This window comes from Exiguobacterium sp. s70 (genome assembly GCF_018618315.1).
Classification (GTDB): domain Bacteria; phylum Bacillota; class Bacilli; order Exiguobacteriales; family Exiguobacteriaceae; genus Exiguobacterium; species Exiguobacterium chiriqhucha.
This window is the reverse complement of record NZ_JACSLV010000001.1, coordinates 325,541-345,799: the sequence shown is the minus strand read 5'-3', so window position 1 is coordinate 345,799 and position 20,259 is coordinate 325,541. Positions and strand designations below refer to the sequence as shown.

20 protein-coding genes and 1 riboswitch are annotated in these 20,259 nt (G+C 52.1%); of the genes, 19 read left to right on the top strand and 1 reads right to left on the bottom strand.

The features are described 5' to 3' along the window. The first annotated feature begins 23 nt into the window (after positions 1–23). The 14 genes from KNP84_RS01755 (at position 24) to KNP84_RS01695 (ending at position 13,386) form a co-directional block, all read left to right on the top strand. Complete coding sequence (locus tag KNP84_RS01755) at positions 24–1,052, top strand: methionine ABC transporter ATP-binding protein (protein WP_021065491.1); 1,029 nt, start codon at positions 24–26, stop codon at positions 1,050–1,052. Continuing rightward, positions 1,042–1,704, top strand: coding sequence for a methionine ABC transporter permease (locus tag KNP84_RS01750; protein ID WP_215114086.1), 663 nt, complete (start codon positions 1,042–1,044; stop codon positions 1,702–1,704). The genes KNP84_RS01755 and KNP84_RS01750 overlap by 11 nt, the downstream gene beginning before the upstream one ends. A 30-nt stretch (positions 1,705–1,734) precedes the next feature. Then, positions 1,735–2,568, top strand: a complete 834-nt coding sequence (locus KNP84_RS01745) for a MetQ/NlpA family ABC transporter substrate-binding protein (protein WP_021065493.1) — start codon at positions 1,735–1,737, stop codon at positions 2,566–2,568. A 101-nt stretch (positions 2,569–2,669) separates the two neighbouring features. Further along, positions 2,670–3,884, top strand: coding sequence for an MDR family MFS transporter (locus KNP84_RS01740; RefSeq protein ID WP_215114085.1), 1,215 nt, complete (start codon positions 2,670–2,672; stop codon positions 3,882–3,884). 172 nt (positions 3,885–4,056) lie between these two features. Beyond that, positions 4,057–4,818, top strand: a complete 762-nt coding sequence (gene sufC, locus KNP84_RS01735; RefSeq protein ID WP_087576453.1) for a Fe-S cluster assembly ATPase SufC — start codon at positions 4,057–4,059, stop codon at positions 4,816–4,818. A gap of 12 nt (positions 4,819–4,830) precedes the next feature. Beyond that, positions 4,831–6,099, top strand: coding sequence for a Fe-S cluster assembly protein SufD (gene sufD / locus KNP84_RS01730; protein WP_021065496.1), 1,269 nt, complete (start codon positions 4,831–4,833; stop codon positions 6,097–6,099). A 1-nt stretch (position 6,100) separates the two neighbouring features. Next, the gene (locus KNP84_RS01725; RefSeq protein WP_029595097.1) at positions 6,101–7,321 is read left to right on the top strand and encodes a cysteine desulfurase; all 1,221 of its coding nucleotides are present in this window, start codon (positions 6,101–6,103) and stop codon (positions 7,319–7,321) included. Then, on the top strand, positions 7,311–7,745 hold the full coding sequence (gene sufU, locus KNP84_RS01720) for a Fe-S cluster assembly sulfur transfer protein SufU (RefSeq protein WP_029595098.1): 435 nt from the start codon (positions 7,311–7,313) through the stop codon (positions 7,743–7,745). Before KNP84_RS01725 ends, sufU begins: the two co-directional genes overlap by 11 nt. 19 nt (positions 7,746–7,764) lie before the next feature. Next, positions 7,765–9,162, top strand: coding sequence for a Fe-S cluster assembly protein SufB (gene sufB / locus KNP84_RS01715; protein ID WP_029595099.1), 1,398 nt, complete (start codon positions 7,765–7,767; stop codon positions 9,160–9,162). A gap of 134 nt (positions 9,163–9,296) precedes the next feature. Then, a complete protein-coding gene (locus KNP84_RS01710; RefSeq protein WP_215114084.1) occupies positions 9,297–9,671 on the top strand; it encodes a YciI family protein in 375 nt (124 codons plus the stop codon). Between the two features lie 90 nt (positions 9,672–9,761). Further along, positions 9,762–9,876: riboswitch (SAM riboswitch) on the top strand. Positions 9,877–9,987: 111 nt separating this feature from the next. Further along, the gene (locus tag KNP84_RS01705; protein ID WP_215114083.1) at positions 9,988–11,370 is read left to right on the top strand and encodes an LVIVD repeat-containing protein; all 1,383 of its coding nucleotides are present in this window, start codon (positions 9,988–9,990) and stop codon (positions 11,368–11,370) included. Between the two features lie 69 nt (positions 11,371–11,439). After that, entirely contained in the window at positions 11,440–11,859 is a 420-nt protein-coding gene (locus KNP84_RS01700) for a hypothetical protein (RefSeq protein WP_215114082.1), read from the top strand. A 2-nt stretch (positions 11,860–11,861) separates the two neighbouring features. Continuing rightward, a complete protein-coding gene (locus tag KNP84_RS15315; RefSeq protein WP_353049094.1) occupies positions 11,862–12,302 on the top strand; it encodes a DUF6678 family protein in 441 nt (146 codons plus the stop codon). 109 nt (positions 12,303–12,411) lie between these two features. Continuing rightward, positions 12,412–13,386, top strand: coding sequence for an L-lactate dehydrogenase (locus tag KNP84_RS01695; protein ID WP_021065501.1), 975 nt, complete (start codon positions 12,412–12,414; stop codon positions 13,384–13,386). Between the two features lie 35 nt (positions 13,387–13,421). Here the strand turns inward: KNP84_RS01695 and KNP84_RS01690 are convergent, their stop codons facing one another. Further along, positions 13,422–14,804 (bottom strand): alanine/glycine:cation symporter family protein, encoded by a 1,383-nt coding sequence (locus tag KNP84_RS01690; RefSeq protein WP_215114081.1) that lies wholly within the window; start codon positions 14,802–14,804, stop codon positions 13,422–13,424. A gap of 92 nt (positions 14,805–14,896) precedes the next feature. Between KNP84_RS01690 and KNP84_RS01685 the strand changes: the two genes are divergently transcribed. The 5 genes from KNP84_RS01685 to KNP84_RS01665 all read left to right on the top strand — a co-directional run bounded on the left by KNP84_RS01685 (position 14,897) and on the right by KNP84_RS01665 (position 20,244). Then, positions 14,897–15,169: an acylphosphatase gene (locus KNP84_RS01685; protein WP_215114080.1), complete on the top strand. Its 273-nt coding sequence runs from the start codon at positions 14,897–14,899 to the stop codon at positions 15,167–15,169. Between the two features lie 241 nt (positions 15,170–15,410). Beyond that, positions 15,411–16,730: a branched-chain amino acid transport system II carrier protein gene (gene brnQ, locus KNP84_RS01680; protein ID WP_215114079.1), complete on the top strand. Its 1,320-nt coding sequence runs from the start codon at positions 15,411–15,413 to the stop codon at positions 16,728–16,730. A gap of 114 nt (positions 16,731–16,844) precedes the next feature. Then, positions 16,845–18,026 (top strand): MFS transporter, encoded by a 1,182-nt coding sequence (locus KNP84_RS01675; RefSeq protein ID WP_021065505.1) that lies wholly within the window; start codon positions 16,845–16,847, stop codon positions 18,024–18,026. Between the two features lie 17 nt (positions 18,027–18,043). After that, positions 18,044–18,889, top strand: coding sequence for a DUF72 domain-containing protein (locus KNP84_RS01670; RefSeq protein ID WP_214831966.1), 846 nt, complete (start codon positions 18,044–18,046; stop codon positions 18,887–18,889). 14 nt (positions 18,890–18,903) lie between these two features. Continuing rightward, positions 18,904–20,244 (top strand): bifunctional metallophosphatase/5'-nucleotidase, encoded by a 1,341-nt coding sequence (locus KNP84_RS01665; RefSeq protein WP_251131098.1) that lies wholly within the window; start codon positions 18,904–18,906, stop codon positions 20,242–20,244. The last annotated feature ends 15 nt before the right edge of the window (positions 20,245–20,259 follow it).

The following is a 20,259-nucleotide window of genomic DNA, read 5'->3' as shown; positions in this document are numbered from 1 at the left end:
TTTGTTGTCAGGAGGGAAATGGATTGATTCAATTACGCAATGTGGCCAAATGGTTCGACACGAAAAACGGTCGGGTCCAGGCGGTCGATGATGTGTCGCTTACTATCGAAAGCGGCGAAATTTTTGGAATAATCGGATATTCAGGGGCGGGGAAGTCGACGCTCATCCGCTTGCTCAACCGACTCGAGGCACCGTCAAGCGGTGAAATCGTGGTCGCCGGCAGCGAGCTGACGAAGCTCACGCCGAAGGAACTGCGCGGGGTACGTAAAAACGTCTCGATGGTGTTCCAACACTTCAACTTGTTATGGTCGCGCACAGTCGCTGAGAACATCAGCTTCCCGCTCGAGCTCATCGGGGTACCGGCGAGCGAGCGCAAACGCCGCGTCCAAGAACTCGTCGAACTCGTCGGCCTCGCCGGACGAGAAGATAGCTATCCGTCACAACTATCGGGCGGCCAAAAGCAGCGAGTCGGGATAGCCCGTGCGCTCGCTACGAATCCAGAAGTGCTCCTCTGCGATGAAGCGACGAGCGCACTCGACCCGAAGACGACCGATTCGATTCTCGAACTGCTCGTCAGCATCAACAAGAAACTCGGTTTGACAATCGTCCTCATCACCCATGAGATGCACGTCATCCAGAAGATTTGTCACCGTGTCGCCGTCATGGAGGCCGGAAAGGTCGTTGAGACCGGACAAGTCGCCGACGTGTTCCAACATCCGGAACAGCCGATCACGAAAGAGTTCGTCAAGCAGATCGGCGCGGTCGAAGACATGTCGCTCACATTCGAACATTTGAAAGCTCGTTATCCGAGCGGTCAAATCGTCAAGCTCAAATTCTTGAACGAGACGGCCGAACAACCGATTCTGTCGGAAGTGTTGAAGCAGCATGACATCGGCTTCAACATCATCGGCGGGAACGTGACGCAGTCACAAGTCGGTGCCCTCGGGACATTATTCATCCAATTGATCGGAGAGCCGGCTGAAGTCGAGCGGGCCATCGCCTCAATCCGATCACAGGCAGTGGAAGTGGAGGTAGAAAGCGATGTTTCCTAATGTAGATTGGCAAGTCATGTTAGAACAGACGTGGGAGACGCTCTATATGACGCTCGTCGCCGGAGCCGCGACGTTCGTCATCGGTCTCGCCCTCGGGATGCTCCTATATGTCACAAACGAGCCGCTCATGATGAAGAACCGTCCGATTTACACGGTCATCAGCGCGGTCGTCAACATCTTCCGGTCGATCCCGTTCATCATTTTGATTATCTTGCTCATCCCGCTCACGTTACTCGTCGTCGGGACGATGCTCGGGTCAACGGCAGCACTGCCGGCACTTATCATCGGTGCGGCCCCGTTCTATGCGCGGATGGTCGAGCTCGCGCTTCGCGAAGTCGACCGCGGCGTCATCGAGGCGGCTGAGTCGATGGGTGCGACAAAATGGCAGATCGTCTATAAAGTATTGTTCCCAGAAGCATTGCCGGCCATCGTGTCAGGCATCACGGTCACAATCGTCGCGATCGTCGGTTACACGGCGATGGCAGGGGTCGTCGGGGGCGGTGGACTCGGGAACTTGGCGTTCCTCGAAGGATTCCAGCGTTCACAAAGTGACGTCACGTTCGTCGCGACCGTCTTAATCTTGGTCATCGTCTTCGTCATTCAGTTCATCGGCGATCGACTCGTATCTGTAATTGATAAGCGTTCTGCTTAATCTAAATAGAAAATTTGGAGGGGTTTTATAATGAAATCATGGAAAACAGTACTCGGTTTAACGGCAGCTTCAGCACTTACGATTCTCGCGGCTTGTGGCGGTGGGGATTCAGAATCAGGTTCAGGCGATGACAAGACACTCGTCGTCGGCGCATCAAACGTCCCGCACGCTGAGATTTTAGAGCACGTCCAAGACGAATACGAAGAGAAGGGCTATACGCTCGAAATCAAGAAGTTCCAAGACTACGTCCTCCCGAACAAGACGCTCGCAGACGGGGAGTTGGACGCGAACTACTTCCAACACGAGCCGTACCTCGAGTCGCAAATGGCTGAAAACAAAGACTACAAATTCGCTTCAGCCGGCGGCGTTCACATCGAGCCGATCGGTGTGTACTCGAAAGACTACGCGTCACTCGATGAGCTCCCAGAAGGCGCGGAAATCATCATGAGTTCGTCGGTCGCTGACCACGGACGTATCCTCACGATGCTTCAATCTGAAGGGTTGCTCACACTCGCAGACGGCAAGACAACGGACGCGACGGTTTCAGACATCGTCGACAACCCGAAAAACTTGGAGTTCAAGACGGACGTCGAAGCGGCACTTCTCCCGCAAGCATTCAACAACGGTGAAGGGGACGCGGTCCTCATCAACACGAACTACGCGATTGATGCCGGCCTCAACCCACTCGAAGACGCAATCGCTCTCGAAGGTGAAGATTCACCGTACGTCAACTTGATCGTCACACGTGAAGGCGACGAAGATGACGAGCGCGTCAAGGCACTCCTTGAAGTCCTCACGTCAGAAGAAACACAACAGTGGATCTTGGACGAGTATAAAGGTGCGGTCGTACCGGTCAAACAATAATTTCGTCAAGGCCCGGGCTATCCCGGGCCTTTTTTATTTGGAGTAGTTTTGGTTCACCAATAGAAGTACACTACATATATGTAAGAAAAGGGGGGATCCGGATGAACATACGACACATTCATCCGCTGACGCTGGGTGTCTTGTTTGGCACATTTTTTGCCCGGCTGTCGACATTTTTTGTTATGCCGTTTTTTGCGATTTATCTCGCGACGCTCGGGTTCTCGGCGAGTGTCATCGGGACGGTGTTCGCCATCTCGGCGCTATCGGGTCTGTTCATGAGCTTTTTCGGGGGAACGCTGTCTGACCGGTACGGGCGCAAACAGTTGATGCTGATCGGCATCGTCTTGAACGCCTTGACGTTCAGCGGCTTCGCGCTCGTGACAGAATTATTTTGGTTTTACATATTTTCGGTACTCATGGGTGTGTCGCGGTCGTTCCTCGAACCGGCGTCTCGCGCGCTCATCAGCGATACGACGCAGCCGGACCAGCGCGTCATCGTCTATAACGTCCGCTACTTTTTAATCAATATCGCGGCGGCGATTGGGCCATTGCTCGCGGTCGTCTTGTCGCTCACCGGCGCAAAGAGCGCCTTCTTCGTCGTGACGGGCGTTTACGTGATGTACGGACTCGTCATTTCGACGCTGTTCCGAAAGTATCCGTTCGAGGAAGGGGACGGCGTCAAAGTCCGGCCGCGCTTGACGGAGACGTTCCGTGTGTTACAACAAGATAAGACGTTCCGCTTCGTCATCATCGGGATGATTTTTGCCATCATCGGCTATAGTCAGTTCAATGCGACGTTGCCACAGTTCATCGCTTTCCATGACGGATTCAGTGACGGCTCGCGTTTGTTCGCCTATCTATTGACGGTCAATGCGATCACCGTCCTTGTCGTCCAATATCCGATTATGCGATTCGGGATGCGGGTCTCACCGATCAAGTCACTCTTCTTCGGTGTCGCCACGCTGTCGTCGGGACTCCTCCTGATCGGCTTCGCGACCGAGACGTGGATTTTATTCGTCGCGATGGTCATCTTCACGGTCGGCGAGGTGCTCATGTTCACGATGACGGACGTGTTGACGGACGAATTGGCACCGGCCCATCTGCGCGGGACGTATTTCGGGGCGATGGGGTTGACGGCGCTCGGTCAGACGATTGGCCCCGTCATCGGAGGAGTGTTGCTTGATGGATTCGACAATGCAGCGTTTCCAGTGTTTGGAAGCTTGGCCGTATTGACGGCGTGTGGCGCCTTCTTCTTCACCGGCGCCTTGAAAGAACGGAAAGCAAGTTTGGCGTTAACCGAGGAAAAAGTTGGATAATGTCTTGATTTCCCGATATTCTCATTCTCAACATTTATGTTTTATTGAGAATGAATAATAAGGTGAGTCGCTTGAAATAAAAAATTGCCTAGATTAAGATTAGAATATATCTAATCTACGCCAAAAATGGCGAGAAAACGGAAGGGGTATCCGAATGTCTAACGTACCACACATGAAAATTGATGACCTCCGCGTCTCAATCGAAGGAAAAGAGATCGTCAAAGGTCTTAATCTTGAAATTAAAGGTGGCGAAATTCACGCCATCATGGGTCCTAACGGGACGGGTAAATCTACACTCGCATCGGCACTTATGGGTCATCCATTGTATGAAGTAACAGGCGGAAGCGTCGATTTGAACGGTGAAGACGTACTCGAGATGGAAGTCGACGAGCGAGCGCAAGCCGGAATGTTCCTCGCGATGCAGTATCCTGCTGAAATCAGTGGTGTCACGAATGCCGATTTCTTGCGTTCAGCAATCAACTCGCGCCGTGAAGAAGGCCAAGAAATCTCGCTCATGAAGTTCATCCGTGAACTCGATGCGAAGATGGACGTCCTTGAAATCCCTTCAGCAATGGCACACCGCTATTTAAACGAAGGTTTCTCAGGCGGAGAGAAAAAACGTAACGAGATTCTTCAGATGATGATGATCAAACCGAACATCGCCATCCTCGATGAGATTGACTCAGGTCTTGACATCGATGCGCTCAAAGTCGTCGCGAAAGGCGTCAACGAAATGCGCAACGAAGAGTTCGGCTGCTTGATCATCACGCACTATCAACGTCTCCTCAACTATATCGAGCCAGACTTTGTTCACATCATGATGGACGGGAAAATCGTCATGTCAGGTGGCAAAGAGCTTGCACAACGACTCGAAGCAGAAGGTTACGACTGGGTGAAGCAAGATCTTGGAATGACAGTAGACACAGAAGCGTAAGGAGGCTGTACGATGACCGTACAATTTGAATTGGATGCACAAGCAGTAGCGGCACGTGCAGAGGCGCTCGGTGGACCTTCATGGATGGTCAACCGTCGCAAAGAAGCAGCAGAACTTGCGCCGACTCTCGCCTTGCCAAAAGTTGAAAAGATCAAGATTGATAAATGGGACTTCGTCTCTGGAGACGTCGAGCTCACGAAGCATGACGGCTTGACGCCTGAAATCGAAGCACTTCTTGGAGACCACCGTACAAACGTGCTCGTTGAACGCAACGGTCATGTCGTCTACAACGAACTTGCGACGCCAGAAGGTGTCCTCTTCATGGGCATCAACGAAGCGATGGAACAACATCCGGACCTCGTTGAGAAATACTTCATGACGGAAGGTGTCCGCGTGGACGAAGAACGTTTGTCTGCGTTGAACGCTGCCCTCATGAACGGCGGTGCGTTCTTATACGTACCGAAGAACGTTCAGTTGAAAGACCCGCTCCAAGCCATCTTCACGATGGAACAAGCGAACGGCGCGCTCTATCACCACACGATCATCGTCGCAGACGAAGGCAGTGAATTGACGTACGTCGAGAGCTTCCTCTCGAACACGAACGAGCCGCACACGGTCAACGCCGTGACGGAAGTGTTCGCTGGCGCGAACGCGAAAGTCGTCTTCGGTGGCGTCGACCAGCTCGCTGAGTCGGCTCTCTCGTTCATGAACCGCCGCGGTGTCGTCTATGAGAACGCACGTCTCGAATGGGCGCTCGGTCACATGAATGACGGCAACTCGGTCGTCGAGACGAAAACGCACCTCGTCGGAGACAACACGTTCTCAGACACGAAAGCGGTCACGATCGGTCGTGGCGCACAGAAACAAAACTTCAACATCCGGACGGACCATTTCGGGAAGTCTTCAGAAGGGTTCATTTTGATTCACGGTGTCCAAAAAGATTCGGCCACGGCCATCTTCAGCGGGACATCGATGATTCACCATGGCGCTTCGAAATCGAACGGCGTTCAAACGGAACGTGTGCTCATGTTGTCTGAAAAGGCACGTGGAGATGCGAACCCGATTCTCCTCATCGATGAGGACGACGTCATGGCAGGTCACGCCGCCTCGGTCGGACGCGTCGACGACGTACAGCTCTACTACTTGATGAGCCGCGGTTTGTCACGTAAAGAAGCCGAACGGTTGATCATTCACGGATTCTTGAACCCGGTCGTCGAGCAACTCGCGATCGAGTCGGTCAAAGACCGTCTCCGTGAAGTCATCGAAGGGAAAGTACGTTAAGATGATTGATGCCTCGATTCGTAAACAGTTCCCGATTTTAGATCAGGAAATCAACGGTCATCCGCTCGTCTATCTCGACAGCGCGGCGAGCTCCCAAAAACCGCTTGCTGTCATCGAGGCGATCGAGGATTACTATCGCCGCATCCACTCGAACGTGCACCGGGGCGTCCATACGCTCGGGACGCACGCGACGGATGCGTATGAAGGGGCGCGGGAGCGCGTCCGTTCATTCATCAACGCCGCCGTCCCAGAAGAAATCATCTTCACACGCGGGACGACGACGGCGATTAACCTCGTCGCGTCAAGCTACGGGGACGCCAACGTCGGCGCGGGAGACGAAATCGTCCTCACACCGATGGAGCACCACGCCAACTTGATTCCGTGGCAACAGCTCGCCAAGCGTAAAGGGGCCACGCTCCGTTACGTCGAACTGACGCCGGACGGTCGGGTCACGCTCGACGCGGTCCGTGCCGTCTTGTCGGACCGGACGAAAATCGTCGCCATGAGTCACGTCTCGAACGTGCTCGGCACGATCAACCCGATCGCCGACGTGGCGAAGCTCGCCCATGAAAAAGGCGCGGTCATGGTCGTCGATGCGGCGCAAAGCGCACCGCACCGGAAACTTGACGTGCAAGCACTCGATTGCGACTTCCTCGCCTTCTCAGGCCATAAGATGCTCGGTCCGACCGGAATCGGTGTCTTATACGGGAAGAAGCAGTTGCTCAAAAACATGGAACCGGTCGAATTCGGTGGCGAGATGATCGATTACGTCGACTTGTATGAGTCGACCTGGAAAGACATCCCTTACCGGTTCGAAGCAGGGACGCCGATTATCGCCGGCGCCGTCGGTTTGGCAGCGGCCATCGACTTTTTAGAAGACCTCGGTCTCGAGAACGTCGAAGCCCACGAACGGGCGCTCGCGACGTACGCCATCGAACAGATGCGGACGATTGAAGGCATTGAGATTTACGGACCAGAGGAACGGGTCGGACTCGTCACGTTCAATTTAGGTGACGTGCACGCCCACGACTTAGCGACCGTCTTGGATATGCAAGGCATCGCGGTCCGGGCCGGCCACCACTGTGCCCAGCCGCTCATGCGTCTCCTGAAGCAATCATCGACAGCCCGAGCGAGCTTCTACTTGTACAATACGAAAGAAGAAGTCGATCGCTTCATCGAAGGGCTACGTCAAACGAAGGAGTATTTCAATTATGAGTTTTAACAATCTCGACATGTTGTACCGACAGGTCATCATGGATCATTATAAAAACCCAAGAAACCGTGGCGTCATCGAAGATGGCGTGACGGTCGACTTGAACAACCCGACATGCGGGGATTCACTCCGACTCCAACTCCAAGTCGAGGACGGAATCGTGAAAGATGCCAAGTTCGAAGGTGAAGGCTGTTCAATCAGTCTCGCGTCGGCATCGATGATGACTCAAATCGTGAAGGGCAAGTCTGTTGACGAGGCACTCCAATTGGCCAACATCTTCTCGGAGATGGTCCAAGGGAAAGACTATGATACAGACACGTTCGACCTAGGCGACATCGAAGCGTTGTCTGGCGTCTCAAAGTTTCCGGCTCGCATCAAGTGCGCCACACTCGCGTGGAAAGCGCTTGAAAAGGGAGTCGACGAGGAAGCGTAAGTAGAAGGAGGAGACCGATATGGCGAAAAACATGCCTGACATTGGCGATTATAAATATGGCTTCCATGACCGAGACATCTCGATTTTCCGTTCAGGCCGCGGCTTGACGAATGAAATCGTAGAGACGATCTCGCGCATGAAAGAAGAACCGGCATGGATGCTCGAGTTCCGCTTGAAATCACTCGAACAGTTCCGCAAAATGCCGATGCCGACATGGGGCGGCGATCTCACAGCACTCGATTTCGATGAGATCACGTATTATGTCAAACCGTCTGAAAAGACAGAGCACTCGTGGGACGAGGTTCCTGAAGAAATCAAACGTACGTTTGACAAGCTCGGAATCCCGGAAGCGGAGCAAAAATACTTGGCAGGCGTCTCGGCTCAGTATGAGTCTGAGGTTGTCTATCACAGCATGCAAGAAGACTTTGAAGCGAAAGGTGTCATCTTCAAAGATACAGACACAGCGCTCAAAGAAAACGAAGACCTCTTCCGTGAGTACTTCGGAAAATTGATTCCACCGACGGACAACAAGTTCTCGGCGCTCAACTCGGCTGTTTGGTCAGGTGGCTCGTTCATCTACGTACCAAAAGGCGTGAAGCTCGAGCAACCGCTCCAAGCTTACTTCCGCATCAACTCGGAGAACATGGGTCAGTTCGAGCGGACGCTCATCATCGTCGACGAAGGCGCTTCTGTCCATTACGTCGAAGGATGTACAGCACCGGTCTACACGACGAACTCACTCCACTCAGCGGTCGTTGAGATTTTCGTCAACAAAGACGCATACTGCCGCTATACGACGATCCAGAACTGGGCGAACAACGTCTACAACTTGGTCACGAAGCGTGCTGTTTGTGAAGCGGGTGGATCGATGGAGTGGATCGATGGCAACATCGGTTCGAAACTCACGATGAAATACCCGGCCGTCATCTTGAAAGGTGAAGGCTCACGCGGTATGACGCTCTCAATCGCTCTCGGCGGTAAAGGGCAGCACCAAGACGCGGGCGCGAAGATGATTCACCTCGCACCGAACACGTCGTCGTCAATCGTCTCGAAGTCGATCTCGAAACAAGGCGGAAAAGTCTCGTATCGCGGAATCGTCCACTTCGGTCGTAAAGCGAAAGGTGCACGTTCGAATATCGAATGTGACACGCTCATCATGGATAACGAGTCGACGTCGGACACGATCCCGTACAACGAGATCTTGAACGACCAAGTCTCACTCGAGCACGAAGCGAAAGTCTCTAAAGTGTCAGAAGAGCAACTCTTCTACCTCATGAGCCGTGGAATCTCGGAAGAAGAAGCGACGGAGATGATCGTCATGGGCTTCATCGAGCCGTTCACGAAAGAATTGCCAATGGAATATGCCGTCGAAATGAACCGTCTCATCAAGTTTGAGATGGAAGGATCGATCGGATAATCCTGAATAGATGAGGAAAGACGGTTGACATGATTTCATGTCGACCGTCTTTTTGTGTAGGCAATGCCTGTAAACAGGGAATAGGGAATGGGATAAGATGATGCGTGACTGTAGATTCGAGAGGAGAAGATCACATGATGTTCTTGGTAACGGGATATTTCAACGCTGACAAAATGAACGAAAAGACCGACCTGGAAATCGATCAAATCATGGCGACGTGTGAACCATACTTACAGGAGCTATATGCAAGTGAACAAGTGTTGTTGGACATGGGGCTTGAAGCGAGCATGAAACAACTCAAGCGGGAGTCACATCAGATTTCGATTACGGATGGGCCTGTTACTGAATCGAAGGAAGTCATGGGAAGTGCGTTCGTGATTGAAGCGTTAGATATGGAGGACGCAGTCAGAATCGCTTCCATCCATCCGACGACCCAAGTACCCGAAGCGGAAGCGTTAGGGTGGCGGCTCGAGATTCGGCCGGTTCACTATTGTCGGGAGCGAGAGTGAATGAAAACTTCACCTGTAAAGATTATGCAGAAAAATATATTGACATTCCATGGAAACGTCGTCATAATACAAAGTAATTTGATATGAATACTCTTATTAAGAGCAGGTGGAGGGAATTAGCCCTATGAAGCCCGGCAACCATCCGTACTGAATCGCCAGTACGGAAACGGTGCTAAATCTAACAGCGAACGCTGAGAGATGAGAGGAAATCGGAATTTTTCGGAATCCTTCTGTCTCGTTTATGAGTTCAGAAGGATTTTTTTGTATTCTGCCTCTAACAGAGTTTCTATCAAAAAAATATAAGGGGGAATTTATTTTGAAAGGAAAATTCTTATTAAGTGCAGCGCTCGTCACAGGGTTAACGGTCTCATCAGCTTTACCGGTTACATATGCGCATGACGAGCTTGGGGACATCAACATTGAGAAAGGGGAGCGTAACCCGGATGAAATCAGTTCGGTTCCCGTGACGGAAGGAAGCAAGAACGTCAAGTATCTACATGAGACGGCAGCAGTATCATTAAAGGAAATCCGAGAAGGCGTAAAAAATAGTACGGCCGACGTGTACGCCCATAAAGGGTTTGCATACACAGGAACACATACTGCCGGTGGAGGAAACGGCGGGGTTCGCGTGTTTGACTTGAAAGATCCATCCAATCCGAAAGAAGTCGCTGTATTCGCCGACCAAGACATTCCTGGGACTTGGCAGGAAAAAGTAATCGTGAAGACGGTGAACACAAAATCGTTCAAAGGAGATTTGGCGGTTGTATCGGTACAACAACTCGACTCTAAAAATCCGAATTCTAAAGGTGGATTCCTGATTTATGATGTGACGAACCCGTATGAGCCGAAGAAGTTGGGTTTCTATGAAGTGACGAAGAAAACGAGAGGCACACATGAGCTTTACTTGACGACACAAGAGGACCGGGTATTGGTCCTTGCCTCGAACCCTTACGCGGACTACTATTCACACGGTAAAGAGAAGGACTTCCAACTCGTCGATGTAACCAACCCGGCGGAACCGAAGAAGCTATATGAGTTCGATCCACGCTCATTAGCAGAAGTCGATGAAAGCTTTGACGGATACAATTGGAACGCACCAGATGGCAAGAAGAGACCGGTCTTCAATCATAGCGCCTATGCGGATGAGAACGGGAAAACAGCGTTTCTCTCGTTCTGGGATCTTGGAACGATCATCTTGGATATCTCAGACCCAGATAACGTGACATACGAAGGACGCACAGCGTTCGCATCGGATCAACAAGGCTCGGCGCACTCGGCGGCACTTGCAAAAGGCGGCACGGTACTCGTTGAAACAAGAGAAGTGTATGCACCGGTTAAATCAGGCTACGAACAAGCTTACGGATACACACGGATCTTCGACATTAAAAACAAAACGAATCCAAAACTATTGAGCGAATTCAAGACGGATTTGACAGAAGACATCTCTGAGAATCCGGCTGAACAAGTGACGTTCGGTAAAACGGTACACGATCCAAAAGTACATGGGAACACGTTGTACTTGTCTCACTATGCGGGCGGGGTTCGAACTGTTGATATTTCGAATCCAAGTCACCCGGTACAAATCGGAAAATACGTGCCGGCCGATGCGAATATCTGGGGCGTGTACGTCGATCAAAACTATGTGCTCGCGTCTGACATGGGTACAGGGTTGAAAGTGCTCCAAAAAACCAACAAGTAATGCCATCTCGACAACCAGCGAAGCTCGACTTCGCTGGTTTTTTGTATAATGAAACGAGGAGGCGATGACGTGACCAATCGATTTTCACTAGAGAGCCGAGAACTTGAAACGTTCATGGGTCAGATGTTCGTAATTTGTCCACGTTGTGGGGGACGAGCGGACGTTATAGAGAAGGCTAATGAGGTACGCCTGAGTTGTCTAAAATGCGGTCATCTGCAAAGTAATCAGACCGGTACAAAATATATCGGTGGAGCCTTCGATGTGCATTTCGGATTGCCGCTCTATCTACAAACTAGTTGTTGTGGTCATGTGTTATGGGCTTACAATCGAGAACATCTCGATTACCTCAAGCGTTACATCGAGGCGACGATTCGGACGAGCGAAGGGGCGAATCGAAGTATCGAAAGTCGATTGCCTGAATGGATGAAACGAAAACAGAATCGGGATGAAGTGTCACGGGCGATTGCAAAATTAGAACAAATACGGTAGAGGTGAATTGGGTGGACCGACGAAAAGAACTGCATGAAATCGAGCGGCGTCAATTGACATCGGTAATGAACGAGACGAGATGGAAGCGTCTCAATCGAGCTCTATCAGAAGCATTGTGTTATGCGCCCCCGTATCAAATTAAATACTTAGGAGAAGATACGTTGTTTCCAAGTGAGTCGTTGTCTGAGTACGAATTGTTATGGGGAGAGTGGGAAGACATTTGGATGGAGTCTTCTCTACAATCAATCGAATGGATTCGATTGCGACCAAAGGTGTTAATCTACAAGGGAGCAATCGTCGAACCGGACGTATTTGACATGACTGATGAATTGATATCTACCCTAAAAAAAGAACGAATCCCGTTTATACAGGACAATAAAACGATTCAAATTTTTGGATATGTTCGAGATACGGGAATATTTGAACCGAAACGTGGCGTATAGCGTAATCCTGTATTTACTTTGGATATACTGATTGTTTAGTTTTTGTCGTGAAACGATGGCGAGTCGGGTATGCTAAGTAAGAGAACACGTTTAGAAAGGGATGAAGCATATGGATCACTTGAACACGATTGACCCAGAAGACATCACCCGTATCGCCGTCGTCGGCGCTGGATGGGTTGGCGTCAGTTTCGCCTATCAACTGTCGATGGCCGCGCTCTGTGAAGAGCTCGTCTTGATTGACTCGAACCACGCCAAGGCTGAAGGAGAGGCGATGGACCTCAATCACGGGATATCATTCGCCCCGAGTCCGGTCCGGATTTGGGCAGGTGACTACTCGGACTGCCGCGACGCCGATATCGTCGTCATCACGGCCGGTGCCGCGCAAAAGCTCGGTCAGACCCAGATGGACCTCGCCGAACAAAATGCGAAGGTCATGCAACATGTCACGGAACAAATTATGGCGAGCGGATTCGACGGCATCATCGTCGTCGCGACGAACCCGGTCAATGTCATGGCACACGTCGTCTGGAAGGCGTCCGGCTTGCCGAAACATCGCGTTATCGGTTCGGGTACCGTTCTCGATACGGCCCGACTCCGTTATAAGGTAGGCGAGTACTTCGACTTGTCGTCGCGGAACTGTCACGTCTATTACATGGGTGAGCACGGTGCCGGGGGCTTCGTCGCCTGGGACAACGCCCGCGTTTACGGGAAGTCGATGAAGCAGCTACTTGAGGAGAATGAATCGTATCGCCAAGAAGATTTGGACGCCATCTATCAAGGAGTCCGCGATGCGGCGAATCAAATCATCGAATATAAGAGCGCGGCGTACTACGCGATCGGGCTCGGGCTCCTCCGAATCGTCCGCGCCATCGTCCGGAATGAGAACTCCGTCGTGACAATCGGTGCCCATCTCGATGGCGAATACGGTGCCTCAGGTCTCCATATCGGCGTACCGGCCTTGATTGACCGGACCGGCATCCGCCAAATTATCGAGATCGAACTGACGGACGAGGAACAGGGGCAGTTCGATGCCTCAGTCGGACGGATTCGCCAAGCGATTGACAACATCGAATCATCAACATAAAAAGGACCCGGCTGCAATCGCAGCCGGGTTTGTCATTACGACGCCTTCTTCTCGGCGACGTCTTTCTTATAATATTTCTCGGACGTGAAGAACTCGTTCGTCAAGCGCTTCACTTCACCGCTCAACATCAAGACGGCAATCATGTTCGGGATAAGAATCATCGCGAGCATCAAATCAAGGAAGTTCCAAATCATTTGGGCCCCACCGATTGCACCGATGACGATTGAGCCGATATAGACGACTTTCATCATGAAGCCGGCCTTCAAACCAAACAAGTACTCGGCTTGGCGCGACCCGTAGAAGATGATGACGATAATCGTCGACAAGACGAAAAAGATGAGCGAGATCGTTACGAGCAGGCTACCCGTGTAACCGAAGTACTGTTGGAACGCGATTGTTGTCAGGGCGGCTGGATCGTTCATCGCATCGGCCCGTGTCCATACCCCGGACGACAAGACGACGAACGCCGTCGTGCTACAGATGATGAGCGTATCGATGACGATCCCGATCACGGCCCAAAAGCCTTGTCGGACCGGATGATCCGTTTGCGCAGCGGCGTGGGCAATCGGTGCCGTCCCGAGTCCTGCCTCGTTCGAATAAAGACCACGGGCGAAGCCCCAGCGAATCGTCTCGGCGATGGCGGCACCGGCGAAACCACCGAGCGCGGCCATCGGTTGGAATGCGTATGAGAAGATGAGCCCGAGTACTTCCGGGATTTGTGAGAAATTCATCAAGACGATAATGAAACCGGCACCGACATAGACGAGTGCCATCGCCGGGACGATGACTTCCGTCACTTTCGCGATGCGTTTCATACCGCCGAAGACGACGAGGGCGACGAGCCCGGCGACGATAATCCCGGTCACAAGGGTATTGCCGTTGAACGTCTCTCTGACGGCCGAACTGACGGCGTTTCCTTGAACCATGATACTCGGGATGAGTTCGATCATGAGAGCGAAGGCGAACCATGAGGCGAGCCATTTCAGCTTCAAGCCTTTCGCCATATAGTAGACGGGACCGCCGACAAACTCACCGGCCTCGTTCTTCTCGCGGTAACGGACGGCGAGGACGCTCTCCGAGAACTTGATGGCCATCCCGACGACGGCGATGACCCACATCCAGAAGATGGCGCCCGGCCCGCCGAACATGATGGCGGCCGGTACCCCGATGATATTGGCGGCACCGATCGTCGAAGATAAGGCCGATGTCAACGCCTGGCGGGGACTGATGTCACCTTCACCTTTTGGTTTTTTAAAGACACTGCCTAACGTTTGTTGCATTATGTAGATGGGGTATCGGAATTGGAAGAATCCTAAACGAATCGTCAAATAGAGTCCAGACAAAACGAGTAACGAGATGATTGGCACACCCCATAGCCAATCTGAAATTGTCGTCACCACAGTCACAAGTTGTTCCACATCACCACTCCTATCCAGTATTTTACTTATATATTGTTGCCTAACGAGACAGAGACTAAACCCATTCTTTCAAATTAGAGGAGGAGACTTATATGAAACAAGCACAGCATCTCATCGTATCGGGCCGGGTCCAAGGGGTCGGTTTTCGCTATTTCGCTCAAGCGACTGCACTTGAATACGGCATCACAGGTTGGGTCCGGAATTTGAATGATGGGACGGTTGAACTTCAAATCGAAGGAGACGCGGAGAGACTCGAATCATATAAACGCGCCCTCTATGACGGGAATCGCTTTGTCGGGGTCGAACGGATTGAAGCGGAAGACGCGACGGTCGAATCATTCCGGAAGTTTGATATCCGTTATTGACCATTTTTCTCATATACAGCTAGTCACTGAGCGCAACTAGCCGATAATTTGTAAATTAAGGGAAGAGTTCTATGTAATAAATCCACATAATTAAAAAATAAACATCATTTTTAACGATAGGGTGGTCAAAAAAATGAAAGTGTGTATAATGAAATAGACCAAGCGGTTTATTGTCAGAAAATTTAGTCATTTGATTCATTGGGTAACACGGAAGGTATTACATGTATGTGGAGGTAGTTGTATGAAAAAATCGACATTATTCCCGTTAGCATTTACGATTTTCGCATTATTCTTCGGGGCCGGGAACTTGCTGTTCCCACCGATGCTAGGTGCGATGGCAGGACAGAACCTCGTCCCAGCCCTAGTCGGCTTCGTCATTACCGGCGTCGGGCTACCATTACTCGCGCTCTTCGCAGTCGCGCGGGTCGGCGGTGGATCTGACCAAATCGCTCGGTATATTCCGAAGCGGCTTGCGCTCGTCTTGACGGGATTAATATACGTGGCGATTGGACCGTTCTTCGGGATTCCTCGGACGGCAGCAGTCACGTATGAGATGGGAGTCGTACCGTTTCTCGGTGCGCCATCTACGCTCACGCTCGCAATCAGTTCAACTGTCTTCTTCGGTTTGACGTTCTTCTTGACGTTACGTGCTCAGAAATTGATTGAAGTCATCGGACGCATCATCACGCCAATCCTCTTGCTCTTGCTTGCGGCAATCGGAATCACGAACCTCGTGGCTCCACTCGGGAAGCCGGTCGCACCAGCAGAAGGATATGAGACGTGGATTGGTGCCCTCGGGGAAGGCTTCAAACAAGGCTACTTGACGATGGACGTCTTCGGCGCTCTCGTCTTCGGTGCCATCGTGCTCGTCACGCTCAAAGCGAACGGGATGACGGACCAGAAAGAAGCATCTTCACTTCTTCGGACGTCTGGAATGCTCGCTGTCACGTGTTTGATGCTCGTCTATATCTCGCTCGGGTCGATTGGAGCGAACATGACAGGCCAAACAGGAACGACAGACGGAGCAAGCTTGCTTCAAGCGTTTGCAGGTTCATCTTTCGGACAAGTCGGAATGCTCGCGCTCGGGGCTGCGGTCTTCCTCGCTTGTTTGACGACAGCGGTCGGACTCATCACTGAGTTCTCACGCTTCATCAGCAATACGTTCGAATCACTCAAGTATTACCAAGTCGTCATCGCAACGACGTTGTTCGGCTTCATGATTTCACTCGTCGGACTCGGTATGTTGATTGAAATCGCAGTACCGCTTCTCACGCTCTTGTATCCGGTCATGATCGCACTCGTACTCGTCTCGATTACGGAGCGGATTCAGCGCAACCCGCATGTCGCCATGAAGGCAACTGTATATACGGCCCTCGTGCTCTCGCTCTTCGAGACGACACACGGATTGGCGCCGTCAGCAGTTACAGCTTGGATCACGAACTTGCCGATGGCTGAGATCGGACTCGCTTGGGCAGTTCCAACATTGATCGTGTATGTGATCACACTGTTTTTACCGAAAAATCGTTCCAACCAATCACTCGCTCAATCACGCATCTCATAAGCAAGTGTTTGAACACCCATCCTCTGGTCAAGGATGGGTGTTTTGCTGTCTTATCGTTTGCTCATTTCATTCATCAACAAGTAAAATGAAAGGATGAAAAGGAAGTGACATACATTGACGACTAAACAAAAGAAACAATTGGCGATTCTCATGTTGAACATGTTCATCGCTGTAGCAGGATTCGGGATTATCATACCGATTATTCCTGATTATTTGAAGATGATTGGAGAAGGTGGAACCGCTGCCGGACTCATGATCTCTGTCTTTGCCGGGGCCCAGCTGCTCATGTCGCCGATTGCCGGGAAATGGGCGGACGTTTACGGCCGCAGGCTCATGATCATCCTCGGACTCATCGGCTTTACTATCTCGATGGGCGTCTTTTACTTATCAGACAACTTGACCGTCCTGTTGATTTCACGGGCGATCGGCGGCGTCGGGGCCGCTCTCTTGATTCCGGCCATCTTTGCTTACGTGGCCGATATCACGACGCTCAAACAACGGGCGAAAGGGAACAGTTATATTTCCGCGGCAATGTCGCTCGGGATTGTCATCGGACCAGGAATCGGTGGTTTCTTCGCCGAATTCGGGTTGAAGGCACCGCTCTTGTTATCGGCGATTGTATCATTCGTCGCCGTCATCTCGTCAATCATTCTATTGAAAGAACCGGACCGTGAACCGTATGTCCAAACGAGTGAGAGTGAATCGTTACCGCGTCAACTCGTGTCGTCGACACGGAAACCGTATTTCTTCGTGCTCGTCATCAACTTGGTCATGGCGTTCGGTTTGATGGCATATGAGTCGGTCCTCGGTCTGTTCGTCAGTGAGACGTTCAGCGCAACGCCACAACAAATCGCGGTCATGATCACCGGGACGGGAATCGTCAGCGTCATCGTGCAACTGTTCGCGGTCGACCGTCTCGTCTCGCTGTTCGGTGAGATTAAAGTCGTGCTCATCTTTATCATGCTCGCCGCGCTCGGCTTCTTGTTCTCACTGTTTGCCGGGTCTTACACGATTTTCTTCGCGGTCACGTTGATTATCTTCTTGTCGACGTCAATTTTACGGCCGGTATTGAATACGCTCGTATCGAAAATGGCAGATAAAGAGCAAGGGTTTGCGATGGGGATGAACAATGCTTATATGAGCATCGGGAATATCGTCGGACCGACGCTTGCCGGAATCGCCTTCGATATCGATATGCGCTATCCGTTTGTGATGGGGCTCGTTCTGTTGCTCGTGACGTTCGCAGGGACGTTGAATTGGTCGAAACGGAACACTGCGGCCACGTTCGAACAATAAGTTGAGGAGGGAATGTGATGATTTATGTCGGTGTGACGGGGTGGGGAGACCATGATTTACTGTATACGACCCCAGAAGAACGAAAACATAAACTGTCGACCTATGCGGGACATTTCCCGACCGTTGAAATCGATTCCTCGTTTTATGCGATTCAACCGGTGAAGAATTACGAGAAGTGGAACCTGGAAACACCGGAGACGTTCCAATTCATCGTCAAAGTTTCCAGGGAAATGAGCGGCCATGACCGGGAGCCGAAGTTGCCTCTCGCCGAGCTGTTCGAGCGGTATCGAACGTCTGTTGAACCGCTGAAACAAGCTGGGAAGCTACGAGCCGTGCTCGTCCAACTCCCGCCCTGGTTCGATGTCTCGAAGCCACATCTCGATTATTTACGGACGATCCGTGACGAGTTGCGAGACTATGACATCGCCATCGAGTTCCGGAACCCGACGTGGTTCTCCGAGGCGTTCCGGGAGCGGACGCTTGCGTTCTTGGCGGAACAACGTTTCATCAATACGATTTGTGATGAGCCGCAAACGAAAGAGAGCAGCATCCCGTTTGTCCCGGTCGTGACCAATCCGGACGTGGCCGTCGTGCGCTTGCACGGCCGTAACACCGCCGGCTGGCTCCGAAAGCCGGGCATGACGAGCCAAGAATGGCGTCACGTCCGCTGCCTGTATCGCTATAGTGAGGATGAACTGCAGGAGCTCGCTGCGGCCCTCAAACAAGTCGACGAAACAGCGAAGTCGGTGTACGTCTACTTCAACAACAACTCGGCCGGCGACGCGGTACCAAACGCCAAACGGTTGATTGAGATTCTCGGTGCCGAATATGAACTCGCCCCGAGCCAAATCAGTCTGTTCTAGGAAGGGGGATCGTCTTGAGAACGATTACGATGTTCCATTATAATGACTTACATTCGAAATTCCATAACTGGCCGCGGTTCGTCTCGTTTTTGAATGAGCATCGGACGGACGAGACGCTCGTCTTCGATCTCGGCGACCATGCCGACCGCACCCATCCGGCGACAGAAGTGACGCGCGGACAAGTGAACGTCCGACTGCTCAACCGGATTCGACCGACGGCGGTCACGATCGGCAATAATGAAGGCATCACGTTCCCGCACGACTGGCTCGCCCATCTGTATGACGAGGCCGCGTTCCCGGTCCTATTAGGGAACGTCTATCAAGCAGCTGGTGAACGACCAGAATGGGCGTCGGAGACGCTCATCGTCGAACGAGAGGGAATTCAGATTGGGCTGTTCGGGGTGACCGCGCCGTATGAAGAGCTTTATCCTGAACTCGGTTGGGCCATCGAAGCACCACATGCGGCAACGGCGCGTGCCCTCGAGACACTTCGAGACTGCGACGTCATCATCGCGCTCAGCCATCTCGGCTTTTATGCCGACGAACGGCTCGCCGAGGCGTTCCCAGAAATCGATGTCATCCTCGGAGCCCATACCCACCACGTACTCGATGAAGGTGTCGTCACGAACGGCGTCCTGATTGCGCAGGCCGGCAAGTACGGGCAGTACGTCGGGCAAATCGAGCTAGCCATCGAAGGAAAGCGGGTCATCGAGAAACGGGCTTGTCTCCACGATGTATCGGAGCGCGAACCTGATGAAGCGACGGTCGCGGTCCTAGCCGCAGAGTATGGTCAAGCCGAGCGTCTGCTCGATGTGACGATTGCCGAGACACCAGGTTATGAAAGTGACTGGTTCGGTCCGTCAGCCATCGGAGACCTATTGGCGAGCGGACTCGCGGACTGGTGTGACGCCGAGTTGAGTATCATCCCATCCGGTGTCTTGTTAGAAGGTTTGCGCCCGGGCCACGTCACGCTCAATATGTTGCACCGGATTTGTCCGCATCCGATCAACCCTTGTCTCTTGACGCTTGACGGGGCGACCCTCGTCCGATTTTTGAACGACGTCCAAGAAGATGCGTTCACGACAATGCATGTCCGTGGCCTCGGTTTTCGCGGGACGGTGCTCGGTAGCCCGATCCTCCATGGAATCGACAGCCGACACGGTCGCTATTCGATTAATGGTGAGGAAATCAAGCTAGACGGGACGTATCGTGTCGCCACGGTCGATATGTTCACGTTCGGACCGCTCCTTCCGTATTTGGCCGATCAGCCGAAGCGTTACTTTATGCCGGAACTGCTGCGTGACGTGTTACGCGAGACGATCGTGACCCGTCATAATGCCATCCGAAAAGGATAGGGACGGGACCGGTCG

Bases quoted from the DNA above. Each gene is read 5' to 3' on its own strand.
- KNP84_RS01750 (WP_215114086.1), top strand. From the start codon at position 1,042: ATGTTTCCTAATGTAGATTGGCAAGTCATGTTAGAACAGACGTGGGAG.
- KNP84_RS01745 (WP_021065493.1), top strand. From the start codon at position 1,735: ATGAAATCATGGAAAACAGTACTCGGTTTAACGGCAGCTTCAGCACTT.
- KNP84_RS01740 (WP_215114085.1), top strand. From the start codon at position 2,670: ATGAACATACGACACATTCATCCGCTGACGCTGGGTGTCTTGTTTGGC.
- sufC (WP_087576453.1), top strand. From the start codon at position 4,057: ATGAAAATTGATGACCTCCGCGTCTCAATCGAAGGAAAAGAGATCGTC.
- sufD (WP_021065496.1), top strand. From the start codon at position 4,831: ATGACCGTACAATTTGAATTGGATGCACAAGCAGTAGCGGCACGTGCA.
- KNP84_RS01725 (WP_029595097.1), top strand. From the start codon at position 6,101: ATGATTGATGCCTCGATTCGTAAACAGTTCCCGATTTTAGATCAGGAA.
- sufU (WP_029595098.1), top strand. From the start codon at position 7,311: ATGAGTTTTAACAATCTCGACATGTTGTACCGACAGGTCATCATGGAT.
- sufB (WP_029595099.1), top strand. From the start codon at position 7,765: ATGGCGAAAAACATGCCTGACATTGGCGATTATAAATATGGCTTCCAT.
- KNP84_RS01710 (WP_215114084.1), top strand. From the start codon at position 9,297: ATGATGTTCTTGGTAACGGGATATTTCAACGCTGACAAAATGAACGAA.
- KNP84_RS01695 (WP_021065501.1), top strand. From the start codon at position 12,412: ATGGATCACTTGAACACGATTGACCCAGAAGACATCACCCGTATCGCC.
- KNP84_RS01685 (WP_215114080.1), top strand. From the start codon at position 14,897: ATGAAACAAGCACAGCATCTCATCGTATCGGGCCGGGTCCAAGGGGTC.
- brnQ (WP_215114079.1), top strand. From the start codon at position 15,411: ATGAAAAAATCGACATTATTCCCGTTAGCATTTACGATTTTCGCATTA.
- KNP84_RS01670 (WP_214831966.1), top strand. From the start codon at position 18,044: ATGATTTATGTCGGTGTGACGGGGTGGGGAGACCATGATTTACTGTAT.